Genomic DNA, 15616 nt, shown 5'->3' on the forward strand with positions numbered 1-15616 from the left:
GTCCTCGGCCCGCGACGCTGGACGCCATGAACGCACTGGGAATCGACTTCGGCCGCGTGATCATGGGCGGCGTGCACGTCACCGGCGAGCAGGACACGGTCTTCCTCGACGGCACCCTGGAGGACGCCCTCGCCTCGCCCGCCATGCCGGGCATGTGGGAGGCGGTGCCGCGCCTCGTCGCGCTGTTCGACGGACGCGCCTGGATCATCTCCAAGTGCGGCGACCGGATCCGGCAGCGGACGCTCGCGTGGCTCGACCGGCACGACTTCTACGCCCGGACGGGGCTGGATCCGGGGAACGTCCGGTTCTGCCGCAAGCGGCCGGAGAAGGCGGTGCACTGCGCGCGGCTCGGGATCACGCACATGATCGACGACCGTCCGGACGTCCACCGGGCGCTGGAGGGGATCGTCCCGCACCGCTACCTGTTCGGGCCGCAGCGCGGGCCGTCCGCGCTGCCCAACCCGCTGACCTGGTCAGACGCCGAAGAGATGATCACGGCGGCGGTGCGAGGAAGCGCGGCGGGACGGCCGGCACCAGCCACACGCCGTTCGCGCTGACGCGGAACTCGTGCCCGTCGGCCGCCATCCCGGCCGCGTCCACCGTGAGGACCACCGGACGGCCCCGGCGGGCGCCGACCCGCTCGGCGGTGGCCCGGTCGGGCGACAGGTGGACGGCGTGCCGTCCCATGGGAAGCAGGCCGTCGCGGCGGATGCCGTCCAGCGCGCGCCGGACCGTCCCGTGGAACAGGACGGGCGGGGGAGCGGCCACCGGCAGGCCCAGCTCGACCGGCACCGAGTGCCCCTGGTTGGCGCGGATCCGCAGGCCCGCCGCGTCCAGCGCATAGCGGCCCTTGGCGTCGGCGGCGACGACCGCGTCCAGCTCGGCGCGGGTGACGGGGAAGCCGTGCCGGGCGGCGGCGGCCAGGAGCGCGTCCACGTCCGCCCAGCCCGCCGGGTCCAGGACGAGCCCGATCGCCGCCGGGCGGTGCCGGAGATGGCGGGCGAGGAAGCGGGAGATCGCGACCGTCCGGTCGTCCACGGCGCCTCTTTCGGAAACGGCGAAGCCGCGGCCCGCGGGCCGCGGCTTCGCCGGAAGCGCCTACTTCGCCAGCGCGGCGGCCTGCTTGGCGATGGCCGACTTGCGGTTGGCGGCCTGGTTCTTGTGGATCACGCCCTTGCTCGCGGCCTTGTCGAGCTTGCGGGCGGCGTACTGCTGCGCGGCGACCGCCTTCTCGACGTCACCGGCGTCGGCGGCCTCGCGGAACTTGCGGATGGCCGTCTTCAGCTCCGACTTGACGGCCTTGTTGCGCAGCCGAGCCTTCTCGTTCTGCTTGTTCCGCTTGATCTGGGACTTGATGTTAGCCACGTCGTAGTGCCTCAGCCTTGGTCGTGAGTTTCGCCTGCCGCTGGCGCCGGGCAGGCATCCAACGAATGAGAACGGGGGCGGACGGTGCCCCCCAGGGCACGACTACGCCACACGCAGACGCACAGCCTACCAATGGCGGACGCTTAACTCGAACCGGAGCCGCTGCACGGAGCATCCCGGGTCGCGTGGGACTATGGAGAACGGCGGCCTGTGCCGCCGCGACCCCAATCCCATCTGTGATTTTGCGAACGGAACCCGGTGGCAGCGCCTGAGCCGAGCACGACCGACCCCGCGATCATCCGCAACTTCTGCATCATCGCGCACATCGACCACGGAAAGTCGACGCTCGCGGACCGGATGCTCCAGCTCACGGGGGTCGTCGAGGAACGCCAGATGCGCGCTCAGTACCTCGACCGCATGGACATCGAGCGCGAGCGCGGCATCACGATCAAGAGCCAGGCCGTCCGGCTCCCCTGGACGCACGGGGACCGCGAGCACATCCTGAACCTGATCGACACGCCGGGCCACGTCGACTTCTCCTACGAGGTGTCGCGGTCGCTGGCGGCGTGCGAGGGCGCGGTGCTGCTGGTGGACGCCGCGCAGGGCATCGAGGCGCAGACGCTCGCGAACCTGTACCTGGCGCTGGAGGCCGACCTCCACCTGATCCCGGTCCTCAACAAGATCGACCTGCCGGCCGCGCAGCCGGAGAAGTACGCCGAGGAACTGGCCGGGATCATCGGCGGCGATCCGGCGGACGTGCTGCGCGTCTCGGGCAAGACGGGCGAGGGCGTCCGCGAGCTGCTGGACCGGATCGTCGAGACCGTCCCGGCCCCGGTCGGCGACCCCGAAGGACCGGCCCGCGCGCTGATCTTCGACTCGGTGTACGACACCTACCGGGGCGTCGTCACCTACGTCCGCGTCATCGACGGCAACCTGTCGCGCCGCGAGAAAAGCCTGATGATGTCGACCGGCGCCGCGCACGAGACGCTGGAGGTCGGCGTCATCTCGCCCGAGCCCAAGCCCGTGGGCGGGCTCGGCGTCGGCGAGGTCGGCTACCTCATCACCGGCGTGAAGGACGTCCGGCAGGCGCGGGTCGGCGACACCGTGACCGGCGCGTCCCGGCGGGCCGCGACGGCGCTCGGCGGCTACCGCGACCCGAAGCCGATGGTGTTCTCCGGCCTCTACCCGATGGACGGCGACCAGTACCCGGACCTGCGCGACGCGCTCGACAAGCTGCGGCTGAACGACGCCGCGCTGGTGTACGAGCCGGAGACGTCGGCGGCGCTCGGGTTCGGGTTCCGCTGCGGCTTCCTCGGGCTGCTGCACATGGAGATCGTCCGGGAGCGGCTGGAGCGCGAGTTCGGCCTGACGCTGATCTCCACCGCGCCGAACGTCGTCTACCGGGTGGTGATGGAGGACGGCACCGAGCACACCGTCACCAACCCGAGCGAGTTCCCCGAGGGCAAGATCGGGACGGTCTACGAGCCGGTCGTGAAGGCGACGCTGCTGTCCCCGAGCGAGCACATCGGCGCGATCATGGAGCTGTGCCAGGGCCGGCGCGGCGCGCTGCTCGGCATGGACTACCTCTCGGAGGACCGCGTCGAGATCCGGTACACGCTGCCGCTCGCCGAGATCATCTTCGACTTCTTCGACCAGCTCAAGTCGCGGACGCGCGGGTACGCCTCGCTGGACTACGAGCCGAGCGGCGAGCAGGAGTCCGACCTCGTCAAGGTGGACATCCTGCTGCAGGGCGAGTCGGTGGACGCGTTCAGCCAGATCGTCCACAAGGAGAAGGCCCGCGACTACGGGCTGATGATGACGTCGAAGCTCAAGGAGCTGATCCCCCGGCAGCAGTACGAGGTGCCGATCCAGGCGGCCGTCGGCGCCCGGATCATCGCCCGGGAGAACATCCGCGCCATCCGCAAGGACGTCCTCGCCAAGTGCTACGGCGGCGACATCTCCCGCAAGCGCAAGCTGCTGGAGAAGCAGAAGGAGGGCAAGAAGCGGATGAAGACGATCGGCCGGGTCGACGTCCCGCAGGAGGCGTTCGTCGCCGCGCTCTCCACGACCGAGCCCGCCGAGAAGACCAAGAAGTGACGGAGTCCCCTCCCGCGCCGGGAGGGGAGTCTCACTTCAGCAGCGGCCAGGCGAGGACGGCCGGGACGCGCCGGAACTCGCCCTTGTTCGCGGCCCGTCCGGCGTAGACGAGGAACACGAACAGCGCCGCGGTGAACACCACCGGGATCCAGACCAGGATGCCGACGAACTGGGACAGCAGCAGGCCCACGATCCAGACGACCGCGCCCGCGACGCCCATGTTGAGGCCCTGCGCGGCGTGCCGGCGGACGAACGGGCTGCGGATCCGGCCGAAGTAGACGATCGCGGGCGCCAGCGCGCCGATGACGAACTGGCCGATGTAGGCCATGAGCGCCCAGTTCAGCTCGTGGGCGTCGGCCGGTCCCTGGTCGACGGGCGGGGGCGGCTGGGGCTGCCAGCCCGGCTGCTGCTGGGGCGGCTGCTGCTGCTGCCAGCCCTGCTGCTGTGGAGGCTGCTGCCACTGCTGCGGCGCCTGCTGGTGCGGCTGCTGCCACTGCTGCTGCTGCGGGGGCTGCTGCCAGGGGCCGGGGCCGGGCTGCGGAGGAGGCCCGTAGGCCATGCGCGACGTCCTCTCTGGGGTGGCCGGGATGTCCGGTACGAGTATGACGGTTCACCGCGCGCGATGGTTCGCGGCTAGAAGAAGCGCCACGGCGCGGCGGACGGGTCGGGATGCTCCAGCGTGAGCCCGGCGAAGTGCCGCGTGTCGTCGCCGGAGCGGCTGAGGCTCAGCCCGAGGCCGGGCAGCAGCACCTGCGCGTGCCGCTCGGCGACGTCGTGCCCGAGGTCGCGGAACAGCGTGACGACGTCGGCGGCGGGCTCGTGCAGGAGGTCGATGCCGTCCAGGCGGAACCGCAGCTCGGGGTTGCCGCCCCAGCCCGCCGGCCGGTTGCCGAAGATCGTCCGGACGCGCTCGGTGCCGTCCGGGTCCCGCATGCAGCCGACGCCGAGATGCCCGCGTCCGATCCGGACGGACCGGTAGCCGCTGTACCCGCAGATGAACGCGCCCGCCGGGGCGGGGGAGCCGAGCCGGGCGGCGACCGCGTCCAGGGCGCACCACGCCTCGTCGGGCCCGGCGGTGAACAGGACGTCCGCCTCGGGCAGGACGGCGCCGCGCTCGGGCTCCAGCGTCACGACGTACGGCGGGACGTTCCCCGGATACCGGGCCGGATCGGGCTCGCGCAGCGTGACCAGGCCCTCCCAGGAGACCGGGTCGTCCACCGCGAACCACGCGACGTCGGCCTCGACGCCGAGATCGGTGAAGGCGCGATCGGTGACGGCCTGCTCCACCCGCTCGCGGAGGGCGGCGGCGTCGGCGGCGAGGCGGCCCCGCCACCAGGCGGGCTCGCGGCCGTGCGGGCCGTTCCAGGTGACGCCGGAGCCCGCCAGGGGGAGGCGGTCGCGGCCGTCCTTGTCGTCGATGATCTCGCAGTGCCAGCCGTCGTCCCGCCCGAGCAGCAGAACCCGCGCCGGTACCCGTCCGTACCGGGGTGCTCCGAAATCCACCCGGTGACCTTATCCGGCGAGACGCGCCGTGCCGGGCCGGACACGAAACCTGGGGCGAACGTCCGGTGTGTCCCGGATCGTCGGGGGGTGCGGACGCGACACGGCGCACGTCCCGTCCCGCGCGCGGACCTCCGGGTACGGTCGGACACCGGACCGCGGCCGATGCCGCCTGACTGCCCGGGAGGTGCCCGCGATGACGTCCGCCGACCAGGTGCTGCGCTCGGCCCGTGAACGGGAGCTGGTCGGCGCGGCCGTCCGGGCGCTGCGGGCCGCGGCGCCGTTCGGGTGGGAGCGGCTCGGCCTGGAGTTCCGCGCGACGGTCGTGATCGACAGCGTGCTGTTCGAGATCCGCGACGCCCACGGCCGCAGCCGGACCGCGATGCCGCCGGGACAGGCCGTCGGCAAGATGGACGAGCTGCGCCGCCGCATGTACCGGCGCGGCAAGGGCGCGTGGTTCACCGCCCGGCTGGACGTGGAACGTTCCGGACGGTTCAGCGCCGAGTTCGACTACGACGGCGAGCCGGACTTCTCGCCCCCGCTCACCGGCGACGTCTACCGCCTCGACCTGGACCGCTTCCCGCGCGCGGCCGAGCACATCCCCGGCTGGCTGCGCGCCCGCCTCGCCGGGTCCTGACCACCGGTCGCCGCACGGCAGACTGGGGGGATGCCCGCCACCCTTCCCGACGGCGACGCCGTGCCCGCGAGCGGGGAGCTGCCCGCCGCCGCGCTGGACGGCCTCGGCTCCCGGCCGCTGGCGTTCTACGTCCACGTCCCGTTCTGCGTCACCCGGTGCGGCTACTGCGACTTCAACACCTACACGGCCACCGAACTGGGCGAGGGAGCGACCCGCGAGTCGTACGCGGAGACGGCGGCGGCCGAGGTGCGGCTGGCCCGCCGCGTCCTCGGGGACGCCGCGCCGCCCGTCTCGACCGTGTTCGTCGGCGGCGGCACCCCGACGCTGCTGCCGCCGCGCGACCTCGGCGCGATCCTCGCCGCGATCGACGCCGAGTTCGGGCTGGCGCCCGGCGCGGAGGTCACCACCGAGGCCAACCCCGAGTCGGTCGACCGCCGCTACTTGGACGAACTGCGCGCGGAAGGCTTCACGCGCGTCTCGTACGGGATGCAGAGCGCCCGGGAGCACGTCCTGCGCGTCCTGGACCGGACGCACACGCCCGGCCGCGTCCCGCAGGTGGTCGAGTGGACGCGCGCGGCGGGGTTCGAGCACGTCAACCTGGACCTGATCTACGGGACGCCCGGCGAGACCGACGACGACTGGCGCGCCTCGCTGGAGGCCGCGCTCGCCTGCGGCCCCGACCACGTGTCGGCGTACGCGCTGATCGTGGAGGACGGCACCCGGCTCGCCGCCCGCGTCCGCCGGGGCGAGATCGCCGCCCCCGACGACGACGCGATGGCCGACCGCTACCTGCTCGCCGACGAGCTGCTGAGCAAGCACGGCCTGACCTGGTACGAGATCTCCAACTGGGCCGCGTCGGACGACGCCGCCTGCCGCCACAACGTCCTGTACTGGACGGGCGCGGACTGGTGGGGCGTCGGGCCCGGCGCGCACTCGCACGTCGGCGGCACCCGGTGGTGGAACGTCAAGCACCCGGCGGCGTACGCGGCGCGGCTGGCCGGCGGCGGCACGCCCGCGCACGCCCGCGAGATCCTGACCGGCGACGACCGGCGGCTGGAGCGGATCATGCTGGAGCTGCGGCTCGCCACCGGCTGCCCGGCCGAGCTGCTGGACGCGGCGGCGGTGCGCCGGGCGATCGGGGCGGGGCTGATCGAGCCCGGGCCGTGGGAGCGCGGACGGGCCGTCCTGACGCTGCGCGGGCGGCTCCTCGCGGACGCCGTCGTCCGCGACCTCACCTAGACGATCACGGGGCCGTCACGAAGTCGATCAGCTCCTCGACACGGCCGAGCAGCGCCGGTTCCAGGTCGGTGTAGTCCGACACGCAGCCGAGGATGCGCTTCCACGCCGCGCCCGTGTCGTCGCCCCAGCCGAGCGCGGCGACGACGCCGTCCTTCCACGGGATCCCGCGCGGCACGTCCGGCCACGCGCGGATCCCCACGGCGGACGGCTTCACGGCCGCCCAGATGTCGATGAACGGGTGGCCGGTCACGAGGACGTCCGGCGACGTGATCTGCGCCGCGATCCGGCTCTCCTTGGACCCGGCGACCAGATGGTCCACGAGGACGCCGAGGCGGCGGCCCTCGCCGGGATCGAACTCGTCCACGATGGCGGGCAGGTCGTCCACGCCGCGCAGGAACTCCACGACGACGCCCTCGACGCGCAGGTCGTGGCCCCAGATCTTCTCGACCAGCTCGGCGTCGTGCAGGCCCTCGACGTAGATGCGGCTCTCGCGCGCCACCCGCGCCCGCAGCCCCTGGACGGCGACCGACCCGGACGCCGACCGCGCCGTGCCCGCCGGCCCCGGCGCGGGCCGGACGAGCGTGACCGGCCGTCCGTCGATGAGGAACCCGGCCTTGGTGAGCGGGAACACGCGCCGCTTGCCGAACCGGTCCTCCAGCGTGACGCCGAGCTTGTCGCAGCCGACGACGGCACCGCAGAAGCCGCTGTCCGGATCCTCCGCGACAAGCCCGATCTCCGCTGGTATCTCGGGAATCTGGCCTTTGCGGGGGAGCCGCCAGTCGCCCGCGAGGACGTCGTCGCCGTAGTCTCTGCTCCGCACGCATCCGCACTCTAACGAGGACGAGACGCCCCGGCACCTTCGGTCGACCCCGCGCGGGCCGTACACTTGGCACTCCAAGGTAAGGAGTGCCAGTACGGGGGCAGGGGAGGTGACCACGTGCTCGACGACCGGAAACTCGCGGTCCTGCGGGCCATTGTCGAGGACCACGTCTCCACCAACGAGCCGGTCGGCTCCAAGGCTCTGGTGGACCGCCACAACCTCGGCGTGTCGTCGGCGACCATCCGCAACGACATGGCCGTCCTGGAGGACGAGGGCTACATCACCCAGCCGCACACCAGTGCGGGCCGCGTCCCGACCGACAAGGGCTACCGGCTGTTCGTCGACCGGCTGTCCACGATCAAGCCGCTGTCGTCGGCCGAGCGCCGCGCGATCGAGACGTTCCTCGGCGGCGCCTACGACCTCGACGACGTCGTCGGCCGGACGGTGCGGCTGCTCGCGCAGCTCACCCGCCAGGTCGCGGTCGTGCAGTACCCGTCGCTGTCGCGCTCGACGGTCCGGCACGTCGAACTCGTGCCGGTCGCCGAGAACCGGCTGCTGCTCGTGGTGATCACCAACACCGGCCGGGTGGAGCAGCGGGTGATCGACGCGCACGGCGTGACGGCCGAGGAGTCGATCGGGCGGCTGCGGACCCTGCTCAACACCTGCCTGGACGGGTGCGGGCTCGGCGACGTCGCGCACGCCGTGGCGAACCTGCCCGACCAGCTCCCGGCCAACGAGCGCCCGCTCGCGGCGGGCGTCCTGTCGGTGCTGCTGGAGACCCTGGTCGACAAGGCCGACGAGAAGATCGTCTTCGGCGGCGCCGCCAACCTCGCGCACATGGACTTCTCGCAGGGCCTGCGCGAGGTGCTGGAGGCGCTGGAGGAGCAGGTCGTCCTCATGCGCCTGCTCGGCGAGGCCGGCGACTCCTCTACTGTTACCGTGCGGATCGGCACGGAGAACCCCGACGCGGGGTTCCGCTCGACCTCCGTCGTCGCCGCCGACTACGGCGTGGGCGACATCACCCTGGCCCGGCTCGGAGTGCTCGGGCCGACACGGATGGACTACCCCAGCACGATGGGAGCGGTACGGGCAGTGGCACGCTACGTCGGACAGATCCTGGCGGGCTCGTAAGTGGCCAACGACTACTACGCGACCCTCGGCGTCCGGCGGGACGCCAGTCCGGACGAGATCAAGAAGGCTTATCGCCGGCTCGCCAGGGAACTCCACCCGGACGTCAACCCGGATCCGGAGACCCAGGAGAAGTTCAAAGAGGTCACCCAGGCCTACGAGGTCCTCTCCGACCCGCAGAAGCGGGAGATGTACGACATGGGCGCCGACCCGTTCGCGCGGGGCGGCGGCGCGGGCCCCGGCGGGTTCGGCGGCGCCGGGTTCCCGTTCAGCGACATCATGGACGCCTTCTTCGGCACCGCCACCCAGCGCGGACCGCGCAGCCGCGCCCGGCGCGGCCGGAACGCCACGCTGCGGGTCGAGCTGGAGCTGGCCGAGGCCGCGTTCGGCACCACGCTGGAGCTGAACCTCGACACGGCCGTCGCCTGCGGCACCTGCCGCGGCGAGGGCGCCGCGCCCGGCACCCACCCCGAGACCTGCGCGACCTGCCAGGGACGCGGCGAGGTGCAGCAGGTGCAGCGCTCGTTCCTCGGCCAGGTCATGACGGCCCGGCCGTGCCCGGCGTGCGGCGGTTTCGGCAGCGTCATCCGGCACCCGTGCCCCGAGTGCTCGGGCGACGGACGGGTCCGCACGCGCCGTCCGGTCAAGGTCAAGATCCCGGCCGGCGTCGAGAACGGCATGCACATCCAGCTCGCCGGGGAGGGCGAGGTCGGCCCCGGCGGCGGCCCGCCCGGCGACCTGTTCCTGGAGATCGTCGAGAAGCCGCACCCGATCTTCGACCGGGAGGGCGACGACCTGCACTGTACGGTCGAGATCCCGATGACGGCGGCGGCGCTCGGCACGTCGGTCACGCTGGAGACCCTGGACGGCGCCGAGGAGATCGACATCCGTCCCGGCACCCAGTCCGGGCAGGTCATCACGCTGGGCGGGCGCGGCGTCCGGCACCTGGACGAGAACGGCCGCGGCGACCTCAAGCTCCACGTCACGGTCGAGACGCCGAACCGGCTGGACGACGAGCAGGAGGCCCTGCTGCGGCGCCTCGCCGAACTGCGCGGCGAGGAGCGGCCCCCGGGCAAGTTCGCCCCCGCCCAGCGCGGCGTCTTCTCCCGCCTCAAGGACGTCTTCAACCAGCACTGAGTCGGTACTGAACGGCCGCGCGGCCCGCCGTTGGTGCGGGCCGCGCGCACGAGGGGGGACGGCCGTGACGGCTCCGGTTTTCCTGGCGGAGGCGGGGATGCTCGACGCCGACCGCGTCGTGCTGGACGGTCCGGAGGGCCGCCACGCGGCCACCGTGCGGCGGCTGCGCGCCGGGGAGCGCGTCGACCTCACCGACGGCGCCGGGATCCTCGTGGAGGGCGTCGTCGCGGCGGTGGCCAAGGACGCGCTGACCGTCGACGTCCACGTCCGGCGGGCCGTGCCCGAGCCCGTGCCCCGGCTCGTCGTCGTCCAGGCGCTGCCCAAGGGCGACCGCGGCGAGCTGGCCGTCGAGACCATGACCGAGGCCGGGGTGGACGAGATCGTCCCGTGGGCGGCCGAGCGGTGCGTCACCCGCTGGAAGGCCGAGCGCCGCGACAAGGCCCTCGGCCGGTGGCGCTCGACCGCCCGCGAGGCCGCCAAGCAGGCCCGCCGCGCCTGGCTGCCCGCCGTCGCCGACCTGGCGACCACCGCCGACGTCGCCGCGCGGCTCGACCGCGCGTCGGCCGCCGTCGTCCTGCACGAGGAGGCCGCCGCGCGGCTCAGCGCCGCCGCGCCCCCGCGCGACGGCGAGATCGTCGTGGTGGTCGGCCCGGAGGGCGGCATCGCCGACACCGAGCTGACGGCGTTCGCGGCGGCGGGCGCGGACCCGGTGCGGCTCGGCCCGACGGTCCTGCGGACGTCCACGGCGGGCGTCGCGGCGCTCGCCGTCCTCGCCGCGCTCACCGGCCGCTGGTAGGAGCCCGCCAGGCGTCAGCACACCCTCGCCCGCGCGGGTCGCCGACAGGTTTCGGGGGGACCCGTCTCGCGGGTCGTCGGCCGGGCGTCAGGGCGCGCTCGGCGCGCCGCCCGCCCCATCGTTGTTGCTGGTCGCGGGCTCGGACGGCGCCGTCGTCGGCGTCGGCGTCGCGGGCGGCGGGCTCGTCTGCGTCGCCGGCGGGGTGGTCGGCGGCGTCGTCGGCGGGACCGGGGTCGGCGTCGGGCACGTCGCGCGGTGCGGCTTGGCCGTCTTCTCCGCGCGGGTCTTCTTCGCCGGGTCGACGGTCGGCGTCGGCGGCGGCACCGGCGGGCAGGTCGGCGCGCCCGTGGACGAGGCCGTCGTCGGCGGCCCGGTGAAGCTCGGCGTCCCGAGCGCGGTCTGCCCGTCGGACGGCACCAGCGACGTCCCCGGCGAGCCCGGCACCTGACCGGGCACCACGCCGTCCCGGACCGCGTTGCCGCCGTGCTTGGCGGGACCGCTCATGCCCGCCTGGATGAACCCGATGGTCTGCGGGGCCGCCGTCACCCCGAACCCGGCGACCGCGACGGCCGCCGCCACGGCGATCGCCGGACGCACCCAGCCGCCCGCCAGCCACGGCAGGCCGAACCGGCGGAGCCGCCGCTCGTTGATCCGCTCCCGGACGCGTTCCAGCCCGTCACCGCGCGGTTCGACCTCCTCCGCCTCCGCTTGCAGGGCGCGGCGCAGGATCTCGCCGAGCTCGTCGTCGCGGTCGGTGGTCATGTGAACTGCTCCAGTACGTTGCGCATCGCGGCCATTCCGCGCGCGGTGTGGCTCTTGACGGCCCCCCGGGAGATCCCCATCGACTGGGCGATCTCCGCCTCGGACAGGTCGGCGTAGTACCGGAGCACCAGCGCCTCCCGCTGGCGGGCGGGCAGCCGGTGCAGCGCGTCCACGACGGCCGAGCGCTCCAGCTCGCCGATGGCCCCCGCCTCGGCGCTCGGCGCGTCGGGCAGCCCTTTCGGCGCGTACTTCTCCACGACCGCCCGGTGCCGGAGCACCGACCGCGACCGGTTGACCACCGACTGGCGCAGGTAGGACAGCGCCTTGTCGGGATCGCGCAGGCGGCGCCAGCCGCCGTGCATCGCGACGAAGGCGTCCTGGACGACCTCCTCGGCCGTCCCGAGGTCCCGGACGAGCATGGCGGCGAGCCGAACCAGGGCGCGGTAGTTGGCGCTGTAGAGCGCGGTCACCGCCTGGTCGGCGTCCCAGACGACGGACATCGCGCCCGTCGTCGTTCCCCTGGCCACGAGGGTCTCGGTCACGTCTGTGGGACGCGCGCCCTCGTCGTCCGGTTTACGGAAGGGCATCTCCTGCCTAGCCTCGGTCACCTGTCCGCCGCTTCAGACGCGGCGTCCGGACGGTCGGAGCCACATCGTGGATGGGTGTTCCCTACCGGTTCAGGCGGGACGGCGACGAGCCGGGGGGAACGTCTGGGTTGCCAACCCTAAAGGGTCAGGACCCGTGTTGCGGGCCAACCGCCGCAGGTTGATCCACGTGTCCTGAAGGGGACCGAGGTCCGTCGCCCGCGCCCGCCGCTAGGATCCGCGTGTATCCGGTGGGAGGAGAGGGATGACGGACTGCCTGTTCTGCAAGATCGTCTCGGGGGACGTCCCGGCCGAGATCGTCCGCGAGTCCGAGCGGGCCGTGGCGTTCCGCGACATCAACCCGCAGGCGCCGACGCACGTCCTCGTCATCCCCCGCGAGCACCACCCGAACGCCGCCGCGCTGGCCGCCGCCGACCCCGCGTCCCTGGCCGCCGTCGTGAACCTGGCGCAGGAGGTCGCGGTCGACGAGGACGTCGCGGGCAAGGGCTACCGGATCGTGTTCAACACCGGGCCCGAGGCCGGGCAGACCGTCTTCCACGTGCACGCCCACGTGCTCGGCGGGCGCGGCCTGAACTGGCCTCCCGGCTGAGCGCCGGCCGACCGCCGTTCCGGTGCCGCGTCCCCGGCCGCGCGCCGCGAAAACGCGAAAGCGCGCGGCCGTCCCCGCCCGGTAGCATGGAGGCGACAGGCGTTCCTCCAGCACAGAAGGCAGGTCGGAGAGGCCGCAAGGCCGGCTGATGGTCCACTCAACTCACAGGCGCGACGACCGCGCCGGCGAGCGCTCGCAGCTCAAGATCGTGGTGCCGGACGACCATTCGATGGTGAGCCTGCTGGGCTCCCGGGACGAACTGCTCCACACCGTCGAGCGCGCCTTCAGCAGCGACATCCACGTGCGCGGCAACGAGATCACCGTGACCGGCCCGGCCGCCGAGACCGAACTGGTCGGACGGCTGTTCGCCGAGCTGATCGAGCTCCTGCGCAGCGGCACCCAGCTCACCCCCGACGCCGTCGAGCGCAGCGTGGCGATGCTGCGCGACACCGGCGGCGAGCGCCCCGCCGAGGTGCTGACCCTCGACATCGTGTCGAGCCGGGGCCGCACGATCCGTCCGAAGACCCTCAACCAGAAGCGCTACGTCGAGGCCATCGACCGGCACACGATCGTGTTCGGGATCGGCCCGGCGGGCACCGGCAAGACCTATCTCGCGATGGCCAAGGCCGTCCGAGCGCTCCAGGACAAGAAGGTCAACCGCATCATCCTCACCCGGCCGGCGGTCGAGGCGGGGGAGCGGCTCGGCTTCCTGCCCGGAACGCTCTACGAGAAGATCGACCCGTACCTGCGCCCGCTGTACGACGCGCTGCACGACATGGTCGACCCCGACTCGATCCCCCGGCTGATGTCGGCGGGCACGATCGAGGTGGCGCCGCTGGCGTACATGCGCGGCCGGACGCTCAACGACTCGTTCATCATCCTGGACGAGGCGCAGAACACCTCGCCCGAGCAGATGAAGATGTTCCTGACCCGGCTCGGCTTCGGCTCGAAGGTCGTCGTGACCGGCGACGTCACGCAGGTCGACCTGCCGTCGGGGCAGCAGAGCGGGCTGTCGGTCGTCCAGGACATCCTCGACGGCGTGCCCGACATCGACTTCTGTCGGCTGACCAGCCAGGACGTCGTGCGGCACAAGCTCGTCACCGAGATCGTCGACGCCTACAACCGGTACGACGAGACGCGGCTGCCCGATCTGAACCGGCCGCCCGCGCGCAGGCGGGGGCGCTAGGTGACGATCGAGGTGCTCAACGAGTCGGGCGCCGACGCCGACGAGAAGCGGCTCGGCGAGCTGGCCCGGCACGCGCTGGACGCGCTGCGGGTGCACCCGCTGGCGGAGCTGTCGATCCTGCTGGTCGACGAGGACGTCATGACCGAGCTGCACGTCAAGTGGATGGACGAGCCCGGCCCGACCGACGTGCTGTCGTTCCCGATGGACGAGCTGCGCCCCGGCCACGCCCCCGACGAGGACGACGAGGACGATCCCGCGCTGCTCGGCGACGTCGTGCTCTGCCCGTCGGTCGCCGCCCGGCAGGCCGCCGACGCGGGCCACTCCACGGCCGACGAGCTGGAGCTGCTGACCGTCCACGGCATCCTGCACCTGCTCGGCTACGACCACGCCGAGCCCGCCGAGCACAAGGAGATGTTCGGGTTGCAGGCGGAGCTGCTGGCGTCGTGGCGGGAGGCGCGGCGGCGGCCGTGAACGACACCGCATGAACACCGCACAGGGCTGGCTGGTGGTGCTGGCCGTCGTCCTCATCGGGCTGGCGGGCCTGCTGGCGAGCGCGGAGACGGCGCTGATCCGCGTGTCGCGGGTCAGCGTGGCCGAGCTGGTGCGCGAGGGACGGCGCGGCGCGGACCGGCTGGCCGAGGTCGTCGGGGACCCGGCGCCCTACCTCAACATGTTCCTGCTGCTGCGGATCGGGTGCGAGGTCGTCGCGACGGTCGCCGTCGCGGACCTGTGCATCGAGTGGCTGGACGACACCTGGCGCGCCTATGTCGTGGCCGCCGCGATCATGGTGCTGGTCAGCTACGTCGCGATCGGCGTCGGCCCCCGGACGCTCGGGATCCAGCACGCGCCCCGGGTGGCGCTGGCGGGCGCGGCGCTGATCCGTCCGGTGAGCCGGGTGTTCGGGCCGCTGCCCCGGCTGCTGATCCTGCTCGGCAACGCGCTGACGCCCGGCCGGGGCTTCCGCGAGGGGCCGTTCGCGACCGAGGCGGAGCTGCGCGACCTGGTCGACCTCGCCGAGCAGCGCAGCCTGATCGAGCCGGACGAGCGCGAGATGATCCACTCGGTGTTCGAGCTGGGCGACACGCTCGTCCGCGAGGTCATGGTGCCGCGCACCGACATCGTGTTCATCGAGCGCGGCAAGACGCTGCGGCAGGCGCTGTCGCTGGCGCTGCGCAGCGGGTTCTCGCGCATCCCGGTGGTGGGCGAGAACGAGGACGACGTGATCGGGCTCGCCTACCTGAAGGACATCGTCCGCCGGACGCAGGAGAACCGCGACGGCGAGCTGACCGAGCGGGTCGAGTCGGTGATGCGGCCCGCGAGCTTCGTCCCCGACAGCAAGCCCATCGACGAGCTGCTGCGCGAGATGCAGGCCAAGCAGACGCATCTGGCGATCGTCATCGACGAGTACGGCGGCACGGCGGGCCTGGTGACGATCGAGGACATCCTGGAGGAGATCGTCGGGGAGATCGCCGACGAGTACGACGTCGAGTCGCCCCGGATCGAGGAGCTGCCCGACGGCGCGGTGCGCGTCACCGCGCGCCTCCCGGTGGAGGACCTGGCGGAGCTGTTCGGCGTCGAGATCGAGGGCGAGGACGTCGACACGGTCGGCGGGCTGCTCGCGCACGCGCTCGGCCGCGTCCCGATCGAGGGCGCGACGGCGACGGTCGCGGGGCTGTCGCTGCGCGCCGAGAGCATCGCGGGGCGCCGCAACCGGATCGGGACCGTCCTGGTCCGGCGCCTCCCCGACGCCTAGTC

At 73.1% G+C, this 15616-nt stretch carries 18 protein-coding genes; 11 read left to right on the plus strand and 7 right to left on the minus strand.

Annotated features, from left to right (window positions below; translation table 11 throughout):
- Nucleotides 1–26 precede the first annotated feature (26 nt).
- Nucleotides 27–557 carry a hypothetical protein gene (locus GQ466_RS06600; RefSeq protein WP_161101822.1) on the plus strand — a complete coding sequence of 177 codons (531 nt, stop codon included), beginning with the start codon at nt 27–29 and terminating at the stop codon, nt 555–557.
- On the opposite strand, the gene GQ466_RS06605 is transcribed toward GQ466_RS06600, so the two are convergent.
- Together GQ466_RS06605 and rpsT are read right to left on the minus strand one after the other, a co-directional pair.
- The gene (locus tag GQ466_RS06605) at nt 493–1038 is read right to left on the minus strand and encodes an RNA 2'-phosphotransferase (protein WP_161101823.1); all 546 of its coding nucleotides are present in this window, start codon (nt 1036–1038) and stop codon (nt 493–495) included. The genes GQ466_RS06600 and GQ466_RS06605 overlap by 65 nt on opposite strands.
- A gap of 60 nt (nt 1039–1098) precedes the next feature.
- Nucleotides 1099–1365, minus strand: a complete 267-nt coding sequence (rpsT, locus tag GQ466_RS06610; RefSeq protein WP_161101824.1) for a 30S ribosomal protein S20 — start codon at nt 1363–1365, stop codon at nt 1099–1101.
- Nucleotides 1366–1623: 258 nt separating this feature from the next.
- Here rpsT and lepA point away from each other — a divergent pair, with 258 nt between their 5' ends.
- Complete coding sequence (gene lepA / locus GQ466_RS06615) at nt 1624–3462, plus strand: translation elongation factor 4 (protein WP_161101825.1); 1839 nt, start codon at nt 1624–1626, stop codon at nt 3460–3462.
- 31 nt (nt 3463–3493) lie between these two features.
- On the opposite strand, the gene GQ466_RS06620 is transcribed toward lepA, so the two are convergent.
- Both GQ466_RS06620 and GQ466_RS06625 read right to left on the minus strand, forming a co-directional pair.
- Entirely contained in the window at nt 3494–4021 is a 528-nt protein-coding gene (locus GQ466_RS06620; protein WP_161101826.1) for a magnetosome magnetite crystal formation protein family, read from the minus strand.
- 74 nt (nt 4022–4095) lie between these two features.
- Nucleotides 4096–4965, minus strand: coding sequence for a hypothetical protein (locus GQ466_RS06625; RefSeq protein ID WP_161101827.1), 870 nt, complete (start codon nt 4963–4965; stop codon nt 4096–4098).
- 193 nt (nt 4966–5158) lie between these two features.
- Between GQ466_RS06625 and GQ466_RS06630 the strand changes: the two genes are divergently transcribed.
- Nucleotides 5159–5599, plus strand: coding sequence for an antitoxin YezG family protein (locus tag GQ466_RS06630; RefSeq protein WP_103563479.1), 441 nt, complete (start codon nt 5159–5161; stop codon nt 5597–5599).
- A gap of 30 nt (nt 5600–5629) precedes the next feature.
- Nucleotides 5630–6838 (plus strand): radical SAM family heme chaperone HemW, encoded by a 1209-nt coding sequence (hemW, locus tag GQ466_RS06635; protein WP_161101828.1) that lies wholly within the window; start codon nt 5630–5632, stop codon nt 6836–6838.
- Between the two features lie 4 nt (nt 6839–6842).
- Here hemW and GQ466_RS06640 read toward each other — a convergent pair whose 3' ends face one another.
- Nucleotides 6843–7658 carry a DUF3097 family protein gene (locus GQ466_RS06640; protein WP_161101829.1) on the minus strand — a complete coding sequence of 272 codons (816 nt, stop codon included), beginning with the start codon at nt 7656–7658 and terminating at the stop codon, nt 6843–6845.
- 117 nt (nt 7659–7775) lie between these two features.
- Here GQ466_RS06640 and hrcA point away from each other — a divergent pair, with 117 nt between their 5' ends.
- The 3 genes from hrcA (at nt 7776) to GQ466_RS06655 (ending at nt 10719) form a co-directional block, all read left to right on the plus strand.
- Nucleotides 7776–8789, plus strand: coding sequence for a heat-inducible transcriptional repressor HrcA (gene hrcA / locus GQ466_RS06645; protein WP_161101830.1), 1014 nt, complete (start codon nt 7776–7778; stop codon nt 8787–8789).
- A complete protein-coding gene (dnaJ, locus tag GQ466_RS06650) occupies nt 8790–9923 on the plus strand; it encodes a molecular chaperone DnaJ (protein WP_161101831.1) in 1134 nt (377 codons plus the stop codon).
- 64 nt (nt 9924–9987) lie between these two features.
- Nucleotides 9988–10719: a 16S rRNA (uracil(1498)-N(3))-methyltransferase gene (locus GQ466_RS06655; RefSeq protein WP_161101832.1), complete on the plus strand. Its 732-nt coding sequence runs from the start codon at nt 9988–9990 to the stop codon at nt 10717–10719.
- 87 nt (nt 10720–10806) lie between these two features.
- Here the strand turns inward: GQ466_RS06655 and GQ466_RS06660 are convergent, their stop codons facing one another.
- Together GQ466_RS06660 and GQ466_RS06665 are read right to left on the minus strand one after the other, a co-directional pair.
- Complete coding sequence (locus GQ466_RS06660) at nt 10807–11481, minus strand: hypothetical protein (RefSeq protein WP_161101833.1); 675 nt, start codon at nt 11479–11481, stop codon at nt 10807–10809.
- Nucleotides 11478–11981 (minus strand): SigE family RNA polymerase sigma factor, encoded by a 504-nt coding sequence (locus tag GQ466_RS06665; RefSeq protein ID WP_161102439.1) that lies wholly within the window; start codon nt 11979–11981, stop codon nt 11478–11480. Before GQ466_RS06665 ends, GQ466_RS06660 begins: the two co-directional genes overlap by 4 nt.
- A gap of 349 nt (nt 11982–12330) precedes the next feature.
- On the opposite strand from GQ466_RS06665, the gene GQ466_RS06670 reads away from it, so the two are divergent.
- From GQ466_RS06670 to GQ466_RS06685, 4 genes are all read left to right on the plus strand, one after another.
- Nucleotides 12331–12675: a histidine triad nucleotide-binding protein gene (locus GQ466_RS06670; RefSeq protein ID WP_103563471.1), complete on the plus strand. Its 345-nt coding sequence runs from the start codon at nt 12331–12333 to the stop codon at nt 12673–12675.
- A gap of 148 nt (nt 12676–12823) precedes the next feature.
- Nucleotides 12824–13861 (plus strand): PhoH family protein, encoded by a 1038-nt coding sequence (locus tag GQ466_RS06675; RefSeq protein ID WP_161101834.1) that lies wholly within the window; start codon nt 12824–12826, stop codon nt 13859–13861.
- On the plus strand, nt 13862–14332 hold the full coding sequence (gene ybeY, locus GQ466_RS06680; protein WP_161101835.1) for an rRNA maturation RNase YbeY: 471 nt from the start codon (nt 13862–13864) through the stop codon (nt 14330–14332).
- A gap of 10 nt (nt 14333–14342) precedes the next feature.
- Nucleotides 14343–15614, plus strand: a complete 1272-nt coding sequence (locus tag GQ466_RS06685; RefSeq protein ID WP_161101836.1) for a hemolysin family protein — start codon at nt 14343–14345, stop codon at nt 15612–15614.
- Nucleotides 15615–15616: the final 2 nt, after the last annotated feature.

The organism is Actinomadura rayongensis (assembly GCF_009831215.1).
Taxonomy (GTDB): Bacteria; Actinomycetota; Actinomycetes; order Streptosporangiales; family Streptosporangiaceae; genus Spirillospora; species Spirillospora rayongensis.